Here is an 18385-nt window from a genome sequence, read left to right as displayed (position 1 = left end):
GGAGATTATCAGTTCATTGAAACGAAAGCTCCAACTGGCTATGATTTAAACATTAAACCAATTCCTTTCACAATTACGAAAGGACAATCTCAGGTTACCTCTGTTACAGCTTTAAATAGTTTAACAACAGGTTCAATTGAGTTAACTAAAGTTGATATTGATCACCATGGAACACTTGAAGGTGCCATTTTCAATATTTTAGACCAAGATGGAAAAATCATCCGAGAAGGTTTAAAAACAGACCAACACGGAAAAGTAATCGTAAATGATTTGAAACCTGGTAATTATCAATTAGTAGAAACACAGGCTCCTAAAGGCTATCAATTAGATGCATCACCAATAAACTTTACAATTGATAAAGCCCAAGCTACGCCACTACAAATTACAGTTTCAAATAAAAAGATTGAATCTTCGTCAGGTGGAGATGACAAGCCGGTTACTCCTCCAAATAAAGAAGAAAACAAAGGCAATGAAACATCTGAGAAACACAAAAACGGAATTTCCGAAGAAACATCAAATGAAACAGATAACAAACAGCAAGATGATCGAAATAGGGATAAACACCTTCCGAATACAGGTCATAAAGAAGATCCTACACAAACAGTAGGTATCATTCTTCTACTAGCTGGATTATTAAGTATTTTAGCTACAAAACGCAAAAAACATTATTAATAATGTTTTCACATCCAATCAATCTCTCAATTGATTGGATGTTTTTTTATACAAAAAGGACGATACATAAAGTATCGTCCTTTTAACGGGGTGAGGCTGCCCAAAAGTACGGAAAACCTTTGAACAGCCTCTTATTTTCATATGGATGCCTTACATATATCACTGATAATAATTATGAAATGCGGAAACATAATTACCATCAACTGATTCAAACATGAGAAATGAAACCCTACAGTGGTTCCATTCCTCTACATAATCTAAAGTTTGGGTACACTAGATTCATGCAATGTAGGAGCTTTCAGAGTAGAAAGCGAACCTTCGTTTAAAATGATAGCATACATATCTCCCTCGAAAATATGCAAATATGCATATATCGTTTTTATTTCTCAATGTCAGAATATTGAAAAATAAAAGATACGAAGGTAAAATAAGGTCATTATCCGTCTTCTTTTGTCAGTCAGAGAGAATAGAAGAATAGGAGAGGAAAAAATGAGAAAATCATTGAAACAAAAAATAGTAAGCTCTTTGCTTGCTGTATCACTCGCTGTTAGCTTAGCTCCAATTGGGCAAGCAAAAGCGGATTCCACGTCAGAGGTTACACAAACTCCATCTATTACAAAACAGATTGATCCAAACCGCGCAATTGAACATGTTCGTTTCTTATCTGAAACAATTGGTCCTCGCCCTGGTGGAACAAAATCCGAAGAATGGGCTTCTCGTTACATTGGTATGCAGCTTAAATCAATGGGCTATGAAGTAGAATATCAGCCATTTCAGGTGCCCGATCAGTACGTTGGATTCATTGAATCACCACTATCAATAAAACGTAATTGGCAAGCTGGTGCTGCTCCTAATTCACTAATTTCTACAGAAGCTGTTACAGCTCCCCTTATCTTTGTTCAAGGTGGGACAAAATTAGAAGATATTCCAAATGAAGTAAACGGTAAAATTGTTTTATTTGAAAGAGGAACAACTGTCGCTGATTATAATAAACAAGTTGAAAATGCCGTTAGCAAAGGTGCAAAAGGCGTTCTTTTATACAGTTTAATTGGAGGACGCGGAAACTATGGGCAAACTTTCAATCCTCGTTTAACGAAAAAACAATCTGTACCTGTATTTGGCCTTGCTTATGCGCAAGGAAATACATTTAAAGAAGAAATTGCGAAAAAAGGAACTACAATCCTTTCTCTAAAGGCAAGACATGAATCTAAATTAACATCTCTAAATGTTATCGCAAAAAAGAAACCAAAAAAGAGTACAGGTAATGAAAAAGCAGTTGTTGTAAGCTCGCACTATGATAGTGTTGTCGGAGCACCTGGCGCAAATGATAATGCTTCTGGAACTGGATTAGTATTAGAACTAGCTCGTGCTTTTCAAAATGTAGAAACTGATAAAGAAATTCGTTTTATTACCTTTGGTTCTGAAGAGACTGGCTTACTTGGTTCGGATTATTATGTGAATAGTTTATCTCAAAAAGAACGTGACCGTATTTTAGGCGTCTTTAATGCTGATATGGTTGCAACAAATTATGATAAAGCAAAGAATTTATATGCTATGACACCTGATGGCTCTACAAACTTTGTAACAGACGCTGCCTTGCAAGCAGGTAAACAACTAAATAATGACCTCGTCCTACAAGGTAAATTCGGTTCTAGTGATCATGTTCCATTTACTGAAGCTGGTATTCCTGCTGCTCTATTTATTTGGATGGGTGTCGATAGTTGGAATCCATTAATCTATCATATCGAGAAGGTATACCATACACCTCAAGATAACGTATTAGAAAACATTTCACCTGAACGAATGAAAATGGCATTAGACGTTATCGGAACAGGGGTTTATAACTCGCTTCAAAAACCTGTTACTCAAACTGAACAGAAAGCTGCCTAATCAATAAAAGACCACTGATTTTTATCAGTGGTCTTTTATTGAGAAAAAATATATATGCATAAAAGCATATTTTATCCTACTCATTATCGTATACAATATTAACTGTAACAATACCGATTACAACTTATAAGGAGGCTTTTTCTATTATGAAAAAAATGATTTTAGTAGGTGCGTTAACTTTAGCAGGAATTACCGGCGCTACCGCGTTTATTCCTGAAACAAAAGTCGCTGCTGCCGCTCAAGAACAAAGCTTTACAAAATTTTATTCTTTGCAAACTGGAGGTAGTTCTGAACAAGAACCTATTTTCCTTCAAAAGGGACAAGAGTTAACAATTCAACCTAACAGCAAAACTCCTAGTTACAGTGTTTATGACTCAAATCATAACCTTATTGGACGTTATTCTGATGGTTACGGCCGAATTTTCACTGCAAAAACAGATGGAAATATGTACGTTCAATTTCATGCACCTTACGTTTACTATAGTCCTGTTAGCTTTTCTGTCACTTATACAATCCAATAAAATAAAGGGCCTTTCTCAGGGGCCCTTTATTTTGCTTCCCAATTCACTTTTACAAAACCATCTTTCACCATTAAACCACTTATACTAAATACATACTTTTCATTTGCTTTTAATGTAGCTTTAAAAGTACCTTTTTTCGATTCACAGATTTCTTTTAACTCTCTTATACCTTCTCCTTCTCCTTTCCTTTCATACAAGCTAAAGCATAAATTCCCACGTTTTGCATCTGTTTCATAAGAAAATGTTACTTCTGTATCTTTTGCATACTCAAGTTCAATATCTTTCCCAGCAATATCCCATGATGAAAATTTTGCCTCATAACTTGTCTCCCCTTGCTTCTCATTTTCTAAATATATATCACCAGCTCTCCACATATCATCTAACGTTTGAACAAAAGCAAAGCCGCTAAGTAATACAAACATCGCACTTGCAAATATAACAACTAATGTTACCTTTTGCTTTTTCATACTCTTCATCGTATATTCTCTTTCTATTTTCTTGTTACTTCTTCGTATCATATATAACAAAACTCCAATAAAAAATGGCAATACAATCGCTATAACACTCCACCACTTACTTATTCCACGCGTTTTCGCATCTGTATACACCCATGATGCTACACATACTAAAAGTGCTATAAAAGCCAAAAACATTGTAATCCCAGCTATCTCAAATACTACAAATGGATTAGCGAACTCTATCATGTAATTTATACTCCTTCTTTAAAAATGACTGTATGACAACATATATCGGAATGTATAGGTGCATCATAATAACTATCGTTATAATGACAGTTATTTTATGATCCAAATGACTAACAAACTGCTCTAGGGTGACTGTTAATACAATCATCCAAATAGCATGAATGAAAATAACCCACTTTTTCTCTAATTTCCGAGCATTTCGCACGCTCTGTTTCGTATGATTTATCAGCTCTTCACTAGGAATCATCTCTCCCGCTAAACTACTTTTTATCTTTTGATCAAATTTATCTTCCTTCATAAACGAACCCCTCCAAATGTTCTCGCATTTGCTTCTTCGCATAATTAAGGCGGTATTTCACTGTACCAATCGGTATATTTAATATTTCACTCATTTCTTTATAAGAATATTGTTCATAATAGTAGAGTACGAGCACAGTTTTATACTTTTCATTTAATAACTGTATAACTTCCCGTATCATTTCCGCTTCCACTTTTTGAATAAATTCTTCTGATATATTCACTTCATCTGCGAAATCTATTTCTCCACCATCTTCTTTATGAAACAAATCCAATATTCGATCTTTCCATCTTTTTTTCTTACGATAAAAATCATAAAACGTACGAACACAAATTGTAGTAATCCACTTTTTATAATTATCCACATAAGAAAGTTGGTGCCTAGAGGAAAAAACTTTTATCCACGTCTCTTGAAAAATATCTTCCGCATCTTCTTTCGTTTTCGCTAACTTATAGCATAAGGAATATATTTGCTGCTTATATATATCAATTAATTTTTCTACCTTTTCTTCCATCATAAGCCTCCTGTCATTTATATAAGACGACGCAAATTATCCTTTTGTTTGATAAAATTTTATTTTTTTATTATCTCCATACAAAAAGGCAATCACAACATCGTGTGATTGCCTTTTATTTAAAAACGAAAGTCCGCTTCCGTTTTTCTTTATTGTCCAGCTCCAGTGGCTAGAATACTCAGTGGCTTCGGGACTAAACAGTCGGTTCCGCTTTTCTTCATTACATTTTTTCCGGTGCAGATACTCCTACGATTGCTAATGCATTTTGAAGTGTAGTGCGTACTGCTTTCATTAACTCGTAACGAGCTTTACTTAATTCTAAGTTATCTTGGTTCAATACTTTTTCTGCATTGTAGAAGCTGTGTAATGCTGCTGCTAATTCAAATGCATAGCTTGTAATGCGGTGTGGCAGACGTTTTTGTGCTGCATCCGCAACTACAGCTGGGAATTCACCAAGTTTTTTCAGTAACTCTACTTCTTTCTCAGAAGTAACAAGTTTGTAATTCACGTCTCCATCTGCAGCTAATCCTAACTCTTCACCTTGACGAAGGATACTGCATACACGAGCATGAGCATATTGTGCATAGTATACTGGGTTTTCATTAGATTTTGATACAGCTAAGTCCATATCGAAGTCTAAATGAGAATCACCGCTACGCATCGCGAAGAAGTATCTCATTGCGTCCACGCCTACTTCTTCCATAAGCTCACGAAGTGTAACTGCTTTACCTGTACGCTTACTCATTTTCATTTTTTCACCATTTTGGTACAGTTGTACCATTTGGATGATTTCTACTTCAAGTGTTTCTTTATCGTAACCTAGCGCTTGAATAGCAGCTTTCATACGAGGAATGTAACCGTGGTGGTCAGCACCCCAAATGTTGATTAGCTTATCGAAACCACGCTCTAATTTATCGCGATGGTAAGCAATATCTGGCGTTAAGTATGTGTAAGAACCGTCATTTTTAATTAATACACGGTTTTTGTCGTCACCGTAAGTCATTGAACGGAACCAAGTTGCTCCGCCTTCTTCGAAGATTTCGTCACGCTCTTTTAATACAGCAAGTGCAGCATCAATTTTTCCGTTTTTGTATAATGATGTTTCTGAGAACCATACATCAAATTTAACACGGAAGCTCTCTAAATCTTTTTGAAGTTTTGCTAACTCATATTTCAAACCATATTCACGGTAGAATTCATAGCTTTCTTTTTCATCAGCTTTTGCGTAACGATCGCCAAACTCTTCAGCTAAACGTTTACCGATTCCAATGATATCCGCACCATGGTAACCGTCTTCTGGCATTTCTTTCTCTAAACCTAAAGCTTGCATGTAACGAGCTTCAACAGAAAGAGCTAAGTTATGAATTTGGTTACCAGCATCATTAATATAGTACTCACGAGATACATCGTATCCTGCTTTTGCTAATACGTTACATAAAGTGTCACCTACTGCCGCACCACGTGCATGTCCTAAGTGAAGGTCACCTGTTGGATTCGCAGATACGAACTCAACTTGTACTTTTTCACCTTTACCAGTATTCGTTTCACCGTAAGCTTCACCAGCGTTTACGATTGTTGGAATTAAATCTGTTAAGTAGCTATTATCCATATAGAAGTTAATAAAACCAGGACCAGCGATTTCGATTTTTTCAATAGAAGCTTTTGCTTTATCGAAGTTTGCAACTAGTTCTTCTGCAATCATACGAGGTGCTTTTTTCGCAACGCGTGCAAGTTGCATTGCCATGTTTGTAGAGAAGTCACCATTTGTTTTATCTTTTGGAGATTCTAATACAACGTTTGGAATCTGTTCTTCTGTCGCTAATTCTGCCTTTAATACAGCAGCTTGAATTTCTTCTTTAATCAATCCTTTTACCTGTTCTAAGGAATTCATTATTTTGCCTCCTTCAAATTAATTGTAATTGTATATCTGCCAGCTTCTTGTTCACTTAGAAGCAATGCGTACGTTAAGAAGAGTTGTCCTTTTTTCTTTTCATCCGACCATTTAAAAAGAACGTTATCAGTTTTCGTTTGCAGTGCAAACGTACCAAGTTCACTCGTATACGTACCCGTTGTCCATTCACCTTTCACATGCGTCTGACGCATAGAAATAGCACCTGAACGCATAATGAGAACTTGTTCATCTTGAATTTTAATAATTGTTTTCACTTCGCCTTGTTCGTTCGGCTCCTGGAATGTTACATATGTACCTTGACCTTTTACATAGTATTGACCATTTGCTTCAAAAGCAACGGTTTCCTTCCTCGCCCCTTCACGGATTTCTGTTACGAAATGAACGTGTACCGGCAAGCCTGCAAGTTGTTTCTTCACGTCTTGCACACCTTTCAAATGTTATAGATATTAAATACTACTTATAATAAATCACTTTTCCTATCATATCAAAAAAAGACGCTGTCTGTCTGCTGAAAAATCAGGAAAACTCCATTTCGAAAAATAATTCACTTCTACTTTATTTCATGTGATAAAATATTTTTTAAATCTAAATATTCTTTTAATTAGAGAGGTGAATTCAGTGATACCAACAAAGTTAAAAAAGGGTGATGAAATACGCGTGATTTCACCATCCTGTAGTTTAAGTATTGTTTCAAATGAAAATAGAAAACTTGCTATAAAAAGATTAACTGACATGGGCTTTCAAGTGACATTCTCAAAATATGCCGATGAGATAGATCGATTTGCTTCCTCTTCTATTTCTTCCCGCGTCCAAGACCTCCATGAAGCATTTAGAGACCCTAATGTAAAAGCTATTTTAACTACACTTGGCGGATACAACTCGAATGGTTTATTGAAACATCTCAATTATGATTTAATTCGTGAAAACCCAAAATTTTTCTGTGGTTATTCTGATATTACTGCCTTAAATAATGCAATTTACGCAAAAACGGGTCTCGTTACATATTCAGGTCCCCACTTCTCTTCATTTGGAATGGAAAAAGGACTCCATTACACGGCTGATTACTTTTTACAATGCTTAACCACTAATGGGCCTATTGAAATCATTCCGGCGGAAACGTGGAGCGATGATTCTTGGTATATGGATCAGGAAAATCGAGAATTTATTAAAAATGAAGGGTATGTTCCAATTCAAGAGGGGGAAGTGACAGGAGAAATTATCGGTGGCAATATGAGCACACTTAATTTACTACAAGGCACACCATATATGCCAAACTTAAAGGGCAAAATTTTATTCCTTGAAGAAGACAGTTTAACAGGAAAATCGACGCTTAAAACTTTTGATCGCTATCTACATTCCCTTATGCAGCAACCTAATTTTGAACATATAACAGGTATTGTAATAGGAAGAATGCAAAAAGAAGCAGAATGTACGATAGCGGATATTCAAGAAATGATTTCTTCAAAACCTGAACTTGCACATATTCCTATCATTGCAAATGCAAATTTTGGACATACAACTCCAATTTTTACTTTTCCAATTGGTGGACATGCCAAAATCATTTCTAACAAAGAAAATACATCTATCACTATTTTAACGCACTAAAAAAGGAGCGAACGATTCGCTCCTTTTATGGTTTTTCTATTTTTTGCAATGCTTTTTGCGGGATTGACTCTTTCGGTATTTCAGCCCATCCTTTTCCTTGCATACCTTTTGCATAAATTTTTATAAAAGCACCTGCATGCAATTCACGATTTACCATTCTTTTAATAATTTGTTGATTTCCGTCCTCTGTATACCCTTTAAATGTATACAAATACTCACCGTCTTTTTTCTCACCTTTATCTACAACCGCATAATAATCTTGTATTTCTTTATTTGAAAAGAAGTTGTCTACAAAAGCATGTACACCTTCTGTTTTTGTGTTTAAATAATATGCTGTTCCCCCTAAAATGATGGCGAATACAGCTAAAACTTTAATTACCAATTTCATACATGCGCCTCCTGTTTGCACTTCTTTCTCACTAGTATTATATCTATACTTTTATTATACGGAAAAGAGCATACTATACTCTATCTAAAAGTCTTACACTTTCCTTACATTATTGTAAGGGATTTTTTCTTACAGCAAGTTCCCAAGAAAAAATTTTTCCGTTTCATACACTTTTATATTATTATTGAATGATACGAATTTTTATCCCGCATTAACGGACAGTAAGACTCCCACCCCCAAATGCGGTGAATACGGGAAAAGTCGGTGGGAAACAACTGCCCGTAAATGCCCGATTGGTTCAACTAATAATCAGTGGGAAGGGACAAAACACCCACTGATTAAAGTTTCACTTTATTACAAAAATCAAAGGAGACAATTTTCAAATGGCTATCTTGCAAGGTTTAGCACTATTACTTGTTGTACTTTGTCTATTTACACTTTTCAGTTACCGTGCACCTTACGGAATGAAGGCGATGGGCGCTTTAGCTAATGCAGCAATCGCAAGTTTTCTTATTGAAGCATTTCACCGTTATATAGGTGGAGAAATGTTTCATAATGACTTTTTACAATCAGTAGGAGAAGCTTCTGGTAGTATGAGCGGTGTCGCAGCAGCGATTTTAGTCGCATTAGCAATCGGCGTTTCCCCCGTATACGCTGTTTTAATTGGTATCGCTACTAGTGGATTCGGTATTTTACCAGGATTTTTCGCTGGATACGTTTGTGCCTTCGTCGTGAAATTTCTCGAAAAGAAATTACCAGCTGGTGTAGAGTTTTTGGCAATCCTATTTATCGCTGCACCAATCTCACGTGGAATGGCAATGCTTATGGATCCGCTCGTTAACGCAACACTTGGTAAAATCGGTTCTATGATATCAGTTGCAACTACAGAAAGTCCTATCATTATGGGTATTATGCTTGGTGGATTAATAACAGTTATTTCTACCTCTCCACTGAGTTCTATGGCACTAACTGCAATGCTTGGATTAACAGGTTTACCAATGGCAATTGGTAGTCTTGCCGTAGCAGCCTCAGCCCCGATGAACTTTATTTTCTTTAAGCGACTAAAAATTTGCTCAAAGAAAGACACAATCGCTGTAGCGATCGAGCCTTTAACACAAGCCGATGTTGTTTCAGCAAATCCAATTCCAATTTATGCAACAAACTTCGTTGGCGGTGCACTTGCCGGTATTATTACATCGCTATTCCAGCTTGTTAATAATGCACCAGGAACAGCATCACCAATTCCAGGTCTTCTTGTCCTATTCGGATTTAATGACGTTATAAAAGTAACGATTGCTGCTGTACTATGTGGAATCGTTACCACTATTGTCGGATACATCGGATCTATTGTGTTCCGCAAATATCCGATCCGCTCTGCTGATGAAATTCGCGGCATTAATTCGGAAGAGAAAGTTGCATAAGAAAAAGAGTTGTTCTCAAATGATGAGAATAACTCTTTTTTTGTCCAGCTGCAGCGGCTAGAATGATCGGTGGCTTCGCGGCAAAAAGCGCCTCTACGTCTGAAGCTCCATCCCCCTCACATTCTGAGCGAGCCGCTTCCGCTTTTACTTCTATCCAGTTACGCCTCCTAGACCCTTGCGTCTAAGAACCTTAGTCACCGGGTCTAAACAGTCGGCTTCACTTTTATTTCACCCAACCGAGCAGCATTTCCCGCACGAATTTGCTTGCTGCGACTGGTGTTTGATCACTATGGTCGTAGACTGGAGCTACTTCTACTAAGTCTGCTCCAACTACATTTATATTTGAATTTGCAATTGCTACGATGGAATCTAATAATTCTTTAGATGTGATACCGCCAGCTTCTAACGTTCCTGTTCCTGGAGCGTGAGCTGGGTCTAATACATCAATGTCGATTGTGACATAGACTGGGCGTCCTGCAAGTTTCGGTAATACTTCTTTTAACGGTTCTAATACGTCAAATTTGTATAAGTTCATACCTACTTCTTTCGCCCATTCAAATTCTTCCTTCATTCCAGAACGAATTCCGAAAGAATATACGTTTTCCGGACCAATTAAATCACACACTTTACGAATTGGTGTAGAGTGGGATAAAGGCTCCCCTTCATACGATTCACGTAAATCAGTATGAGCATCCATGTGGATGATTGCTAAATCCGGATATTTTTTTGCCATTGCCTTAAAAATTGGCCAAGACACTAGGTGCTCACCGCCGAGACCTAGTGGAAACTTATCGGCATCTAAAAGTTTTGATACATACTCTTCAATCATGTCTAAGCTGCGTTGTGCGTTTCCGAATGGTAATGGGATATCACCCGCATCAAAATATTTTACCTCTTCTAGTTCACGATCTAAATACGGACTATATTCTTCAAGACCGATTGATACTTCACGAATACGTGCAGGGCCAAAACGAGATCCTGGACGGTAACTTACTGTCCAATCCATAGGCATCCCATAAATAACTACCTTTGACTCTTCAAAACTTGGATGACTTTTAATAAATACTTTACCTGAATAAGCTTCATCAAAACGCATATTCTTTTCCTCCTTATGTGGAACTTAAGGTATCCCAACCTTTCACTATTTCTCAAATTTGGAGCGAATTGCTCCTCTTTCTCGATTTACCGGGGTCTTCTTTTTAACAACAAGAAGACGATTTTCTCTACAGAAGTGTAAGTAGCTAGCATGTTCAAGTCTTCTGGACAAACACCTTAAATGAGCTACTCACACTTTATTTGTTCAAATTCGATTTTCTTACTTAATTAAATCGCCAACAAATTTCGGTAATGCGAATGCTGCGTTGTGTAATTCTTTTGTGTAGTATTTCGTTTCGATTTCGTGGAAACGCTCTTCACTTACTTCTAGTGGATCATGTTTTTTAGATCCGATTGTGAACGTCCAAAGACCACTTGGGTATGTTGGAATATTAGCTGTGTATAAACGAGTAATTGGGAAAATCTCTTTTACATCTTTAAACACAGTCGTAATTAACTCTGGTGTGAACCAAGGGTTGTCCGTTTGCGCAACGAAAATACCGTCTTCTTTTAATGCTTTAGAGATTCCAGCGTAGAAACCTTTCGTAAATAAGTTTACTGCTGGTCCTACTGGCTCAGTAGAATCTACCATAATTACGTCGTATTCATTTTCGCTTTCTGCGATGTGTAGGAAACCGTCTCCTACTTTTACTTCTACACGCTCATTATCTAATGCGCCTGCGATTGATGGTAAGTATTGTTTAGAGTACTCAATTACTTTTCCATCAATTTCAACAAGAGTTGCTTTCTTTACACTTGGGTGTTTTAACACTTCGCGAATAACACCGCCATCGCCGCCGCCAACAACTAATACGTTCTCAGGGTTTGGATGTGTAAATAAAGGTACGTGCGCTACCATTTCGTGATAAACGAACTCGTCCTTTTCTGTTGTCATAACCATGCCGTCTAAAATAAGCATGTTTCCGAACTCTTCCGTTTCAACCATATCAAGTTTTTGGAATTCTGTTTGCTCCGTATGTAATGTGCGGTTAATACGCGCCGTAATCCCAAAATGTTTTGTTTGTTTCTCTGTGAACCATAGTTCCATCGTACAATCACGCCTTTCAATGCAAATTTATAATGAGGACATCATTAATGTCCCCTAACAAAAATAAAACAAAACATCCAAAAAGTATAGTTAAAAGTACAAAAATACCGAAAATATATTTTAGTCAGAGGGTTCTAACATATATGTATAAAGAAAACCCTTTCTTAAGAAAGGGTTTTTGTCTCTAGTTCTACTGGTTTACGAATTGGAATTAGGATCATAATACAACCAACTAACACGACAATTCCCCCAACTAAAAATGGGCTTTGTGGTGAAACTGTGTGCCCGATAACTCCTGATAAAATTGGAGCAATCGCACCACCTAACCAACGAACAAAGTTATAAACACCTGACGTAACAGATCTTTCATAAGGTGAAATATCCATTACATAACTTGTATATAATGCATTGTTTAAACCAGATGCCAATCCTGATAAAACGATAAGAGTAATTTGTAACCACATAATTTTCACAAAGAATAGTGCAATTAAGAAAATCGCAAATACGAGTAAACTACCCTTCAATAATGTTTTTGGTTCATATTTCCCTTCTAGCTTATGTGCTAAAATTGCAGAACCGTAAGCTAACGCTAATCCCCATCCGCAAAATACAAAGCCTAATTGAATAGCTGATAAATGCATAATAAGTGGTGAATATGCTAACACGACAAAAAATCCGTAGTAGTATAGCATCCCTGAAATGGCACCTTGCATAAATGGTTTATACTTCACCAGGTTAAGTAATTCTCCCACGCCAGCAGCCTTACGCTTCACTTTTCGCTCTGGTTCTTTTACAAAAAAGAATACTAAAATAAATGCTAAGAAAATTAAAATACTCGTCGCGAAAAACGGATAACGCCAAGAATGTCCACCTAGTATTCCACCCAATAACGGCCCCCCAGCCATACCTAAACCGATCGCTGCTTCGTATAATCCTACTGCTTCATGAACTTCTTTACTTAATGCTATTAACAGCGTCATTGCTGTCGCAAAAAACATCGCATTTCCTAATCCCCATCCAGCGCGGAAAAGAGATAATTGAGCAATCGTTTGCGATATACCGCATATAAACGCAAATACAGTCACAATCGCAAGACCGATTGTCATCATTCGTTTATCACCAAATCTCGATGCAAATATACCGGCTGGTAACATCATGATTGCCATCGTTAAAATATAAGCGGTAAATAACATTTCAACTTGCCAATGCGTTGCACCAATTTTCTCAGCAATAATCGGCAAGATTGGGTCAACTACCCCTATACCCGAAAAGGCAAGAAAGGTAGCTACCACTGTAATCAATCTCCCTAGTTTTTGTTTGCTCTCCATTTTGATTACTCTCCTTTTGTACTCTCTAAAAATGTTACTGCACGATGTAAACTATCTTCAAGTTCTGCCTTTACACGTTGCATTTGCTCCATTTTTTCGTCTAACGTTTGCACTTGTTTTTCAAGCATATCTTTAATTTCTTGAATCACTTCGCGGTCGCGAGGGTTCTCGCTATTTCTTCTTTGTTCCATTCTTTCTTTTAATGATAAGAAATGTTGCATTTCTTGAAGTGTGATTCCTAGCACTTCTTTCGCTTCTACAATTCTTTTAATTCTTGCAATATCCTCATCCGTATACAGACGAATATTCCCCTCACTACGTTCCGGGGGATGAATTAAACCAATTTCCTCATAATAACGAAGTGTACGTTTTGTTAAACCAACTTGTTTTGTTACTTCATCAATTTTATACATGTTTATTCCTCCCTTCACTCAATTATTACATTTTACGTTAACGTTAACTTTTGTGCAACTGTTAGACTTTTGTAAATGTTTGTCATATTCAATTGTATTTTTCCTAAAGCAGTTTCATAATGAAAGAAAAGAGATAATAAGGAGATTTTCACATGAGTAAACCACTTATTTTCGCTCACCGCGGAGTAAAAGGAACACATCCCGAAAATACGATGATTGCCTTCCAAGAAGCTGAACGCATTGGCGCTCACGGAATTGAACTCGATGTCCATCTATCAAAAGATGGTGAACTTGTCGTAATTCACGATGAAACCGTCGATCGTACAACAACTGGCGTTGGACTTGTTTCGGAAAAAACGGTAGAGGAACTACAATCATTAGACGCCGGTAGCTATAAAGACCCTTCTTTCCATGAAGCAAAAATCCCAACGTTGCGCGAGGTTTTCATTTGGCTTTCCACAACGAACTTACAACTAAATATTGAATTAAAGACAGATGTTATTCATTACCCAAATATTGAGGAAAAAGCTGTTGCACTTGTGCGTGAATATCATCTTTCTAATCAAATTGTATTTTCATCATTTAACCATGACTCTGTTTCATTATTAGCAGAAATTGCTCCTGAAATCCCAAGAGCAATTTTATATGATACACCGATTGCTGATCCAATTGCCGAAGCAAAACAGAGAAAAGCAAGTGGGTTACATCCAAACTTCCAGCTATTAACGAAAGAATTTGTGCATTTAGCACAAGAGCAAGGATATGTTTTCCGTCCATATACAATTAACGAATACAAAGATTTACAAACTATGATTGATTATGGTGTAGATGTCATCATTACCGATTGGCCAGCACGTGCCTTTGAGCTCCTTTCTTAATGGAAGGGGCTTTTTATTTTCGAAATTTCATTGTTTAAAATAAACGAAAACCCTCAATACTAATACAATAACGCTTGTATTAATGAGGGGCTGAAAAAAGATGGATCAAACTATGAATCCAAAACTTAAAAAATATAAACGTCTTTTCTTCACCGCAATGTTTTCTTGCGTCCTTTTCTTCGTTTTTTCTTTTTTTGTTATTATTATAGTTGCAAAAATTATGGGACCTCCTCCTGTTGCGGTCCCGCAAACAAGCGTCTTTTACGCAAACGATGATACTGTTATTGGACAAAGTAACGAAATTCAAAAACGTTACAATGTCTCTCTTAATGAAATTTCACCTTATGTAAAAGAAGCGACTCTTTCTATTGAAGATCAAAGATTTTATAAGCATCACGGCTTCGATGTGAAACGGATTGCAGGTGCAATTGTTGCTGATTTAAAAGCGATGGCAAAGGTACAAGGAGCTAGTACAATTACACAACAATACGCGCGTAATCTGTATTTAGATCATGATAAAACGTGGAAACGGAAATTATTAGAGGCAATGTACACTGTCCGCCTTGAAGTAAACTATAATAAAAATCATATTTTAGAAGGATATTTAAATACAATTTATTACGGACATGGCGCTTATGGAATCGAAGCTGCGTCCCGTCTATATTTCGATAAAACAGCAAAAGATTTAACATTAGCAGAAGCTAGTATGCTCGCAGGTATCCCGAAAGGGCCAAGTGTCTATTCTCCCTTTTTGAAAGAAGATCGTGCTAAAGGGCGACAAGCTCTCATATTAGATGAAATGGTAGAACAAGGATATATTACGAAGCAACAAGCAGCCTTAGCGAAGCAAGAGCCACTAACTTTTGCCTCATTAGATACGAAAAAAGTAGCAGAAGTCGCACCATATTTCCAAGATGCTGTACAAGCTTCGCTTCTTCGTGATGTTGGATTAGACGAACAAGCTTTACAACGAGGTGGCTTGCGAATTTATACAACGCTAGACCCTAAACTACAAGCTGTAGCAGAACAGGCTGTAAAAGATCATATACCTGACACAACAAACATACAAACGGCTCTCGTCTCTATGAATCCAACGACAGGTGAAGTGGCTGCTCTTGTTGGCGGAACTGATTATACTACGAGTCAATTTAACAGGGCTACACAAGCCATTCGTCAGCCTGGTTCTACATTTAAGCCATTTCTATATTATGCGGCATTAGAACGAGGATTCACGCCTGCTACGCGCTTAAAAAGCGAATATACTGTATTTACTTTAGGTGACGGCGTTTCAAAGTATAAACCGAAGAACTATAAAGATTATTATGCAGATGATTTCGTAACGATGGCACAAGCTCTCGCAGTCTCTGATAACATATATGCTGTAAAAACGAATTTGTTTTTAGGAGATGACGCACTCGCAAAAACAGCGAAACAATTTGGAATTACAAGTGCATTAAAAGATGTGCCTTCTCTAGCTCTCGGTACATCACCAGTAAAACCAATTGAAATGGTTAACGCTTATAGCATGCTCGCAAACGGTGGAAAAGAAGTAAAACCTACTTTCATTCGCCGCATTATGGATCATGAAGGAAATATATTATATGATGCTCATTTAGAGAGTAAACAAGTTCTCGACAAGAGCAAAGCGTTTGTAATGCAAGAAATGATGACTGGTATGTTTAATAAGAAACTAAGCAGTTATGCCGCTGTAACTGGCCAATCGATGTTATCAAAATTATCAAGAACATATGCCGGAAAATCTGGTTCTACTGAAACGGATAGTTGGATGATCGGATTTACTCCGCAAATCGTAACAGGCGTATGGGTCGGATATGACCAACCTAAATCTATTTCAAACGTAGCAGAACAAGGATATGCGAAGAAAATATGGACTGATACGATGGAGAAAGGCTTAGATGGACAGCCCAAAAAAGAATTTAAACAACCAGGTGACGTCGTAGCGGTTAATATCAACCCAGAGAACGGTAAAATTGCTACAAAAAATTGTCCTATTTCTGTGAAAATGTATTTCGCTAAAGGTACCGAACCGACTGAATATTGTATGGATCACGTCGATGATAAAGAAGAATTTGAAAAAACGACTGAAGAAAAGAAAAAAACAAGTTGGTGGAAAAAATATCTTCCTTGGTAAAAAAAATAGCTGACGGGCATCCGTCAGCTATTTTTTATTCACTTAATAATGCACGGCGCAATTCTTCACTAGATTCGTTCCAAATCGCTTCATTATGTTCTTTCAAGAACGTACCAAGTACTTTTTTAGATGATTCATCCATATGTTCAACCATAATGTGACGCTTCATTGATTTATCCATTTTGTTTACGTGTTCTGGAAGTGATTTATATCCGCGGCGAATTTCACGGTCTACTGTCATTTCACAAGCTGTTACACCTGCGTAATAAGCACCAGTTGCAGTTCTTTCAATCGTTACCCAAACAAGCCAAAATGGTTTTCCGTTTGGAACTTCATCTTTATTTGTTAAAAACTTAATACCTTTTTCTACTGTACTACGCGCATGCATCGCACCGATATCAACGAATGCAGTTTTCTCTAGTACATCAACAAATACAGGTGAAATGTTTTCTAGGCTTAATGCCCCAACACCAAATCCACCATGTCCATCTGTTGAATCATTTTTCACGATATTAAAACCGATTTTTTTCTTTTTCTCTGTCATATGTAAAATCCTCCTCACTTAAAAATTATAAAAGGCCAAAAATAGGCGCAATGATACTTTGTAAAAACATTAATACATGCGGAATAACTACCTGGAAAATAGGTTGAATTGTGTAATTACTAAGCGGTGTAATAACGAGAATTAATAACGCAATCGCTCCATATTTTTCATACTGTGTCATTTTCGCGCGAATATTTGCTGGTGCTAAATCTTCCACTACACGATACCCATCAAGTGGCGGGATCGGTAATAAATTAAATACAAGTAAAACAATATTTAGCATAATAAAGAGCTCAAAAAACTTTCCTAATGTTTCAGCTACTGCAACTGGAACCGCATCTAACACTCCAAATACTGCTAAGCTATACAAAATAATTAAACCAATTGCACTTAAAATTAAGTTACTAATCGGCCCTGCAATTGAAACTAATATGCCTGCAAGACGCGGTCTTTTAAAGTTATATGGGTTAACAGGAACCGGTCTTGCCCAACCGAATCCAAGAATTAATACTGCAATCAAACCGATAGGGTCTAAATGAGCCATCGGCGATAACGTTAAACGCCCTTGTCTCTTTGCTGTATCGTCCCCAAATTTATATGCAACATATGCATGTGCAAATTCATGAACGGATAATGCAATAATAATCGCCATTGCTACCAACGGAATTTCGTGCAATGGATATCTAAATAACTGATCCATACTTCATCTCCTCTTCCATATGTCAAAAAAAGAAATTATTTGTTTTTTCGATTGTTCTTCCCCATAATCCGCTATAATAAGAGTGTAACTTACATAAAAGGAGCGATTGTACATGCCATACGTAACAGTGAAAATGCTAGAAGGACGCACAGAGGAACAAAAGAAAGCTCTTGCTGAGAAAGTAACAGCAGCAGTAAGCGAAACAACTGGTGCTCCTGAAGAAAACATCGTTGTCTTCATCGAAGAAATGTCTAAAAACCATTATGCAGTTGGCGGAAAACGCTTAAGCGACAAATAATTTC

The 18385-nt window shown here is 37.0% G+C and carries 20 protein-coding genes; 8 read left to right on the top strand and 12 right to left on the bottom strand.

What is annotated here, in order from left to right; all coding sequences use genetic code 11:
• From MR170_RS13895 to MR170_RS13885, 3 genes are all read left to right on the top strand, one after another.
• Positions 1–672, top strand: a 672-nt coding sequence (locus tag MR170_RS13895; protein ID WP_242308473.1) for an MSCRAMM family protein, incomplete at its 5' end; no start/stop codon positions are given.
• A 489-nt stretch (positions 673–1161) separates the two neighbouring features.
• Positions 1162–2562, top strand: a complete 1401-nt coding sequence (locus MR170_RS13890; RefSeq protein ID WP_242308472.1) for a M28 family metallopeptidase — start codon at positions 1162–1164, stop codon at positions 2560–2562.
• 146 nt (positions 2563–2708) lie between these two features.
• A complete protein-coding gene (locus MR170_RS13885) occupies positions 2709–3083 on the top strand; it encodes a hypothetical protein (RefSeq protein ID WP_029443678.1) in 375 nt (124 codons plus the stop codon).
• Positions 3084–3109: 26 nt separating this feature from the next.
• Here MR170_RS13885 and MR170_RS13880 read toward each other — a convergent pair whose 3' ends face one another.
• The 5 genes from MR170_RS13880 to MR170_RS13860 all read right to left on the bottom strand — a co-directional run bounded on the left by MR170_RS13880 (position 3110) and on the right by MR170_RS13860 (position 6927).
• Positions 3110–3787, bottom strand: coding sequence for an ABA4-like family protein (locus tag MR170_RS13880; protein WP_242308470.1), 678 nt, complete (start codon positions 3785–3787; stop codon positions 3110–3112).
• Positions 3771–4085 (bottom strand): anti-sigma factor, encoded by a 315-nt coding sequence (locus MR170_RS13875; RefSeq protein WP_242308469.1) that lies wholly within the window; start codon positions 4083–4085, stop codon positions 3771–3773. Before MR170_RS13875 ends, MR170_RS13880 begins: the two co-directional genes overlap by 17 nt.
• On the bottom strand, positions 4072–4599 hold the full coding sequence (locus tag MR170_RS13870; RefSeq protein ID WP_242308467.1) for an RNA polymerase sigma factor: 528 nt from the start codon (positions 4597–4599) through the stop codon (positions 4072–4074). Before MR170_RS13870 ends, MR170_RS13875 begins: the two co-directional genes overlap by 14 nt.
• Positions 4600–4819: 220 nt before the next feature.
• On the bottom strand, positions 4820–6490 hold the full coding sequence (argS, locus tag MR170_RS13865) for an arginine--tRNA ligase (protein ID WP_001086464.1): 1671 nt from the start codon (positions 6488–6490) through the stop codon (positions 4820–4822).
• Positions 6490–6927 carry a YwiB family protein gene (locus tag MR170_RS13860; protein WP_000744343.1) on the bottom strand — a complete coding sequence of 146 codons (438 nt, stop codon included), beginning with the start codon at positions 6925–6927 and terminating at the stop codon, positions 6490–6492. The genes argS and MR170_RS13860 overlap by 1 nt, the downstream gene beginning before the upstream one ends.
• Positions 6928–7129: 202 nt before the next feature.
• Between MR170_RS13860 and MR170_RS13855 the strand changes: the two genes are divergently transcribed.
• On the top strand, positions 7130–8116 hold the full coding sequence (locus MR170_RS13855) for a S66 family peptidase (protein ID WP_242308465.1): 987 nt from the start codon (positions 7130–7132) through the stop codon (positions 8114–8116).
• Between the two features lie 25 nt (positions 8117–8141).
• Here the strand turns inward: MR170_RS13855 and MR170_RS13850 are convergent, their stop codons facing one another.
• Entirely contained in the window at positions 8142–8504 is a 363-nt protein-coding gene (locus MR170_RS13850; protein WP_016079615.1) for a YxeA family protein, read from the bottom strand.
• A 383-nt stretch (positions 8505–8887) separates the two neighbouring features.
• On the opposite strand from MR170_RS13850, the gene MR170_RS13845 reads away from it, so the two are divergent.
• The gene (locus tag MR170_RS13845; RefSeq protein WP_048564302.1) at positions 8888–9925 is read left to right on the top strand and encodes a PTS sugar transporter subunit IIC; all 1038 of its coding nucleotides are present in this window, start codon (positions 8888–8890) and stop codon (positions 9923–9925) included.
• 223 nt (positions 9926–10148) lie between these two features.
• Here the strand turns inward: MR170_RS13845 and speB are convergent, their stop codons facing one another.
• From speB to MR170_RS13825, 4 genes are all read right to left on the bottom strand, one after another.
• Positions 10149–11021 carry an agmatinase gene (gene speB / locus MR170_RS13840; RefSeq protein ID WP_001209831.1) on the bottom strand — a complete coding sequence of 291 codons (873 nt, stop codon included), beginning with the start codon at positions 11019–11021 and terminating at the stop codon, positions 10149–10151.
• Between the two features lie 219 nt (positions 11022–11240).
• Positions 11241–12068 carry a polyamine aminopropyltransferase gene (gene speE / locus MR170_RS13835; RefSeq protein ID WP_000424696.1) on the bottom strand — a complete coding sequence of 276 codons (828 nt, stop codon included), beginning with the start codon at positions 12066–12068 and terminating at the stop codon, positions 11241–11243.
• 164 nt (positions 12069–12232) lie between these two features.
• Positions 12233–13396 carry an MFS transporter gene (locus MR170_RS13830; protein ID WP_000444236.1) on the bottom strand — a complete coding sequence of 388 codons (1164 nt, stop codon included), beginning with the start codon at positions 13394–13396 and terminating at the stop codon, positions 12233–12235.
• Between the two features lie 5 nt (positions 13397–13401).
• Positions 13402–13809 carry a MerR family transcriptional regulator gene (locus tag MR170_RS13825; RefSeq protein ID WP_000276560.1) on the bottom strand — a complete coding sequence of 136 codons (408 nt, stop codon included), beginning with the start codon at positions 13807–13809 and terminating at the stop codon, positions 13402–13404.
• A gap of 152 nt (positions 13810–13961) precedes the next feature.
• Between MR170_RS13825 and MR170_RS13820 the strand changes: the two genes are divergently transcribed.
• Together MR170_RS13820 and MR170_RS13815 are read left to right on the top strand one after the other, a co-directional pair.
• Positions 13962–14687 carry a glycerophosphodiester phosphodiesterase gene (locus MR170_RS13820; protein WP_043935102.1) on the top strand — a complete coding sequence of 242 codons (726 nt, stop codon included), beginning with the start codon at positions 13962–13964 and terminating at the stop codon, positions 14685–14687.
• 100 nt (positions 14688–14787) lie between these two features.
• Positions 14788–16839 (top strand): transglycosylase domain-containing protein, encoded by a 2052-nt coding sequence (locus tag MR170_RS13815; protein ID WP_242308463.1) that lies wholly within the window; start codon positions 14788–14790, stop codon positions 16837–16839.
• A gap of 34 nt (positions 16840–16873) precedes the next feature.
• Here the strand turns inward: MR170_RS13815 and MR170_RS13810 are convergent, their stop codons facing one another.
• Together MR170_RS13810 and MR170_RS13805 are read right to left on the bottom strand one after the other, a co-directional pair.
• On the bottom strand, positions 16874–17383 hold the full coding sequence (locus tag MR170_RS13810) for a YwhD family protein (RefSeq protein ID WP_016079611.1): 510 nt from the start codon (positions 17381–17383) through the stop codon (positions 16874–16876).
• 25 nt (positions 17384–17408) lie between these two features.
• A complete protein-coding gene (locus MR170_RS13805) occupies positions 17409–18083 on the bottom strand; it encodes a site-2 protease family protein (RefSeq protein ID WP_000372443.1) in 675 nt (224 codons plus the stop codon).
• Positions 18084–18195: 112 nt separating this feature from the next.
• Here MR170_RS13805 and MR170_RS13800 point away from each other — a divergent pair, with 112 nt between their 5' ends.
• Positions 18196–18381 (top strand): 2-hydroxymuconate tautomerase, encoded by a 186-nt coding sequence (locus tag MR170_RS13800; protein ID WP_001147171.1) that lies wholly within the window; start codon positions 18196–18198, stop codon positions 18379–18381.
• Positions 18382–18385 lie beyond the last annotated feature (4 nt).

The organism is Bacillus cereus group sp. BfR-BA-01524 (assembly GCF_022662595.1).
Classification (GTDB): Bacteria; Bacillota; Bacilli; order Bacillales; family Bacillaceae_G; genus Bacillus_A; species Bacillus_A thuringiensis_S.
The sequence above is the reverse complement of the archived record's forward strand: the minus strand, read 5'-3'. Positions and strand labels throughout refer to the sequence as shown.

What these genes read in the sequence shown, in the direction of transcription:
- MR170_RS13885 (WP_029443678.1), top strand. Translation starts at nt 2,709, where the DNA reads ATGAAAAAAATGATTTTAGTAGGTGCGTTAACTTTAGCAGGAATTACC.
- speB (WP_001209831.1), bottom strand. Translation starts at nt 11,021, where the DNA reads ATGCGTTTTGATGAAGCTTATTCAGGTAAAGTATTTATTAAAAGTCAT.
- speE (WP_000424696.1), bottom strand. Translation starts at nt 12,068, where the DNA reads ATGGAACTATGGTTCACAGAGAAACAAACAAAACATTTTGGGATTACG.
- MR170_RS13810 (WP_016079611.1), bottom strand. Translation starts at nt 17,383, where the DNA reads ATGACAGAGAAAAAGAAAAAAATCGGTTTTAATATCGTGAAAAATGAT.
- MR170_RS13805 (WP_000372443.1), bottom strand. Translation starts at nt 18,083, where the DNA reads ATGGATCAGTTATTTAGATATCCATTGCACGAAATTCCGTTGGTAGCA.
- MR170_RS13820 (WP_043935102.1), top strand. Translation starts at nt 13,962, where the DNA reads ATGAGTAAACCACTTATTTTCGCTCACCGCGGAGTAAAAGGAACACAT.
- MR170_RS13830 (WP_000444236.1), bottom strand. Translation starts at nt 13,396, where the DNA reads ATGGAGAGCAAACAAAAACTAGGGAGATTGATTACAGTGGTAGCTACC.
- MR170_RS13845 (WP_048564302.1), top strand. Translation starts at nt 8,888, where the DNA reads ATGGCTATCTTGCAAGGTTTAGCACTATTACTTGTTGTACTTTGTCTA.
- MR170_RS13870 (WP_242308467.1), bottom strand. Translation starts at nt 4,599, where the DNA reads ATGGAAGAAAAGGTAGAAAAATTAATTGATATATATAAGCAGCAAATA.
- MR170_RS13800 (WP_001147171.1), top strand. Translation starts at nt 18,196, where the DNA reads ATGCCATACGTAACAGTGAAAATGCTAGAAGGACGCACAGAGGAACAA.
- MR170_RS13880 (WP_242308470.1), bottom strand. Translation starts at nt 3,787, where the DNA reads ATGATAGAGTTCGCTAATCCATTTGTAGTATTTGAGATAGCTGGGATT.
- MR170_RS13825 (WP_000276560.1), bottom strand. Translation starts at nt 13,809, where the DNA reads ATGTATAAAATTGATGAAGTAACAAAACAAGTTGGTTTAACAAAACGT.
- argS (WP_001086464.1), bottom strand. Translation starts at nt 6,490, where the DNA reads ATGAATTCCTTAGAACAGGTAAAAGGATTGATTAAAGAAGAAATTCAA.
- MR170_RS13890 (WP_242308472.1), top strand. Translation starts at nt 1,162, where the DNA reads ATGAGAAAATCATTGAAACAAAAAATAGTAAGCTCTTTGCTTGCTGTA.
- MR170_RS13850 (WP_016079615.1), bottom strand. Translation starts at nt 8,504, where the DNA reads ATGAAATTGGTAATTAAAGTTTTAGCTGTATTCGCCATCATTTTAGGG.
- MR170_RS13875 (WP_242308469.1), bottom strand. Translation starts at nt 4,085, where the DNA reads ATGAAGGAAGATAAATTTGATCAAAAGATAAAAAGTAGTTTAGCGGGA.
- MR170_RS13815 (WP_242308463.1), top strand. Translation starts at nt 14,788, where the DNA reads ATGGATCAAACTATGAATCCAAAACTTAAAAAATATAAACGTCTTTTC.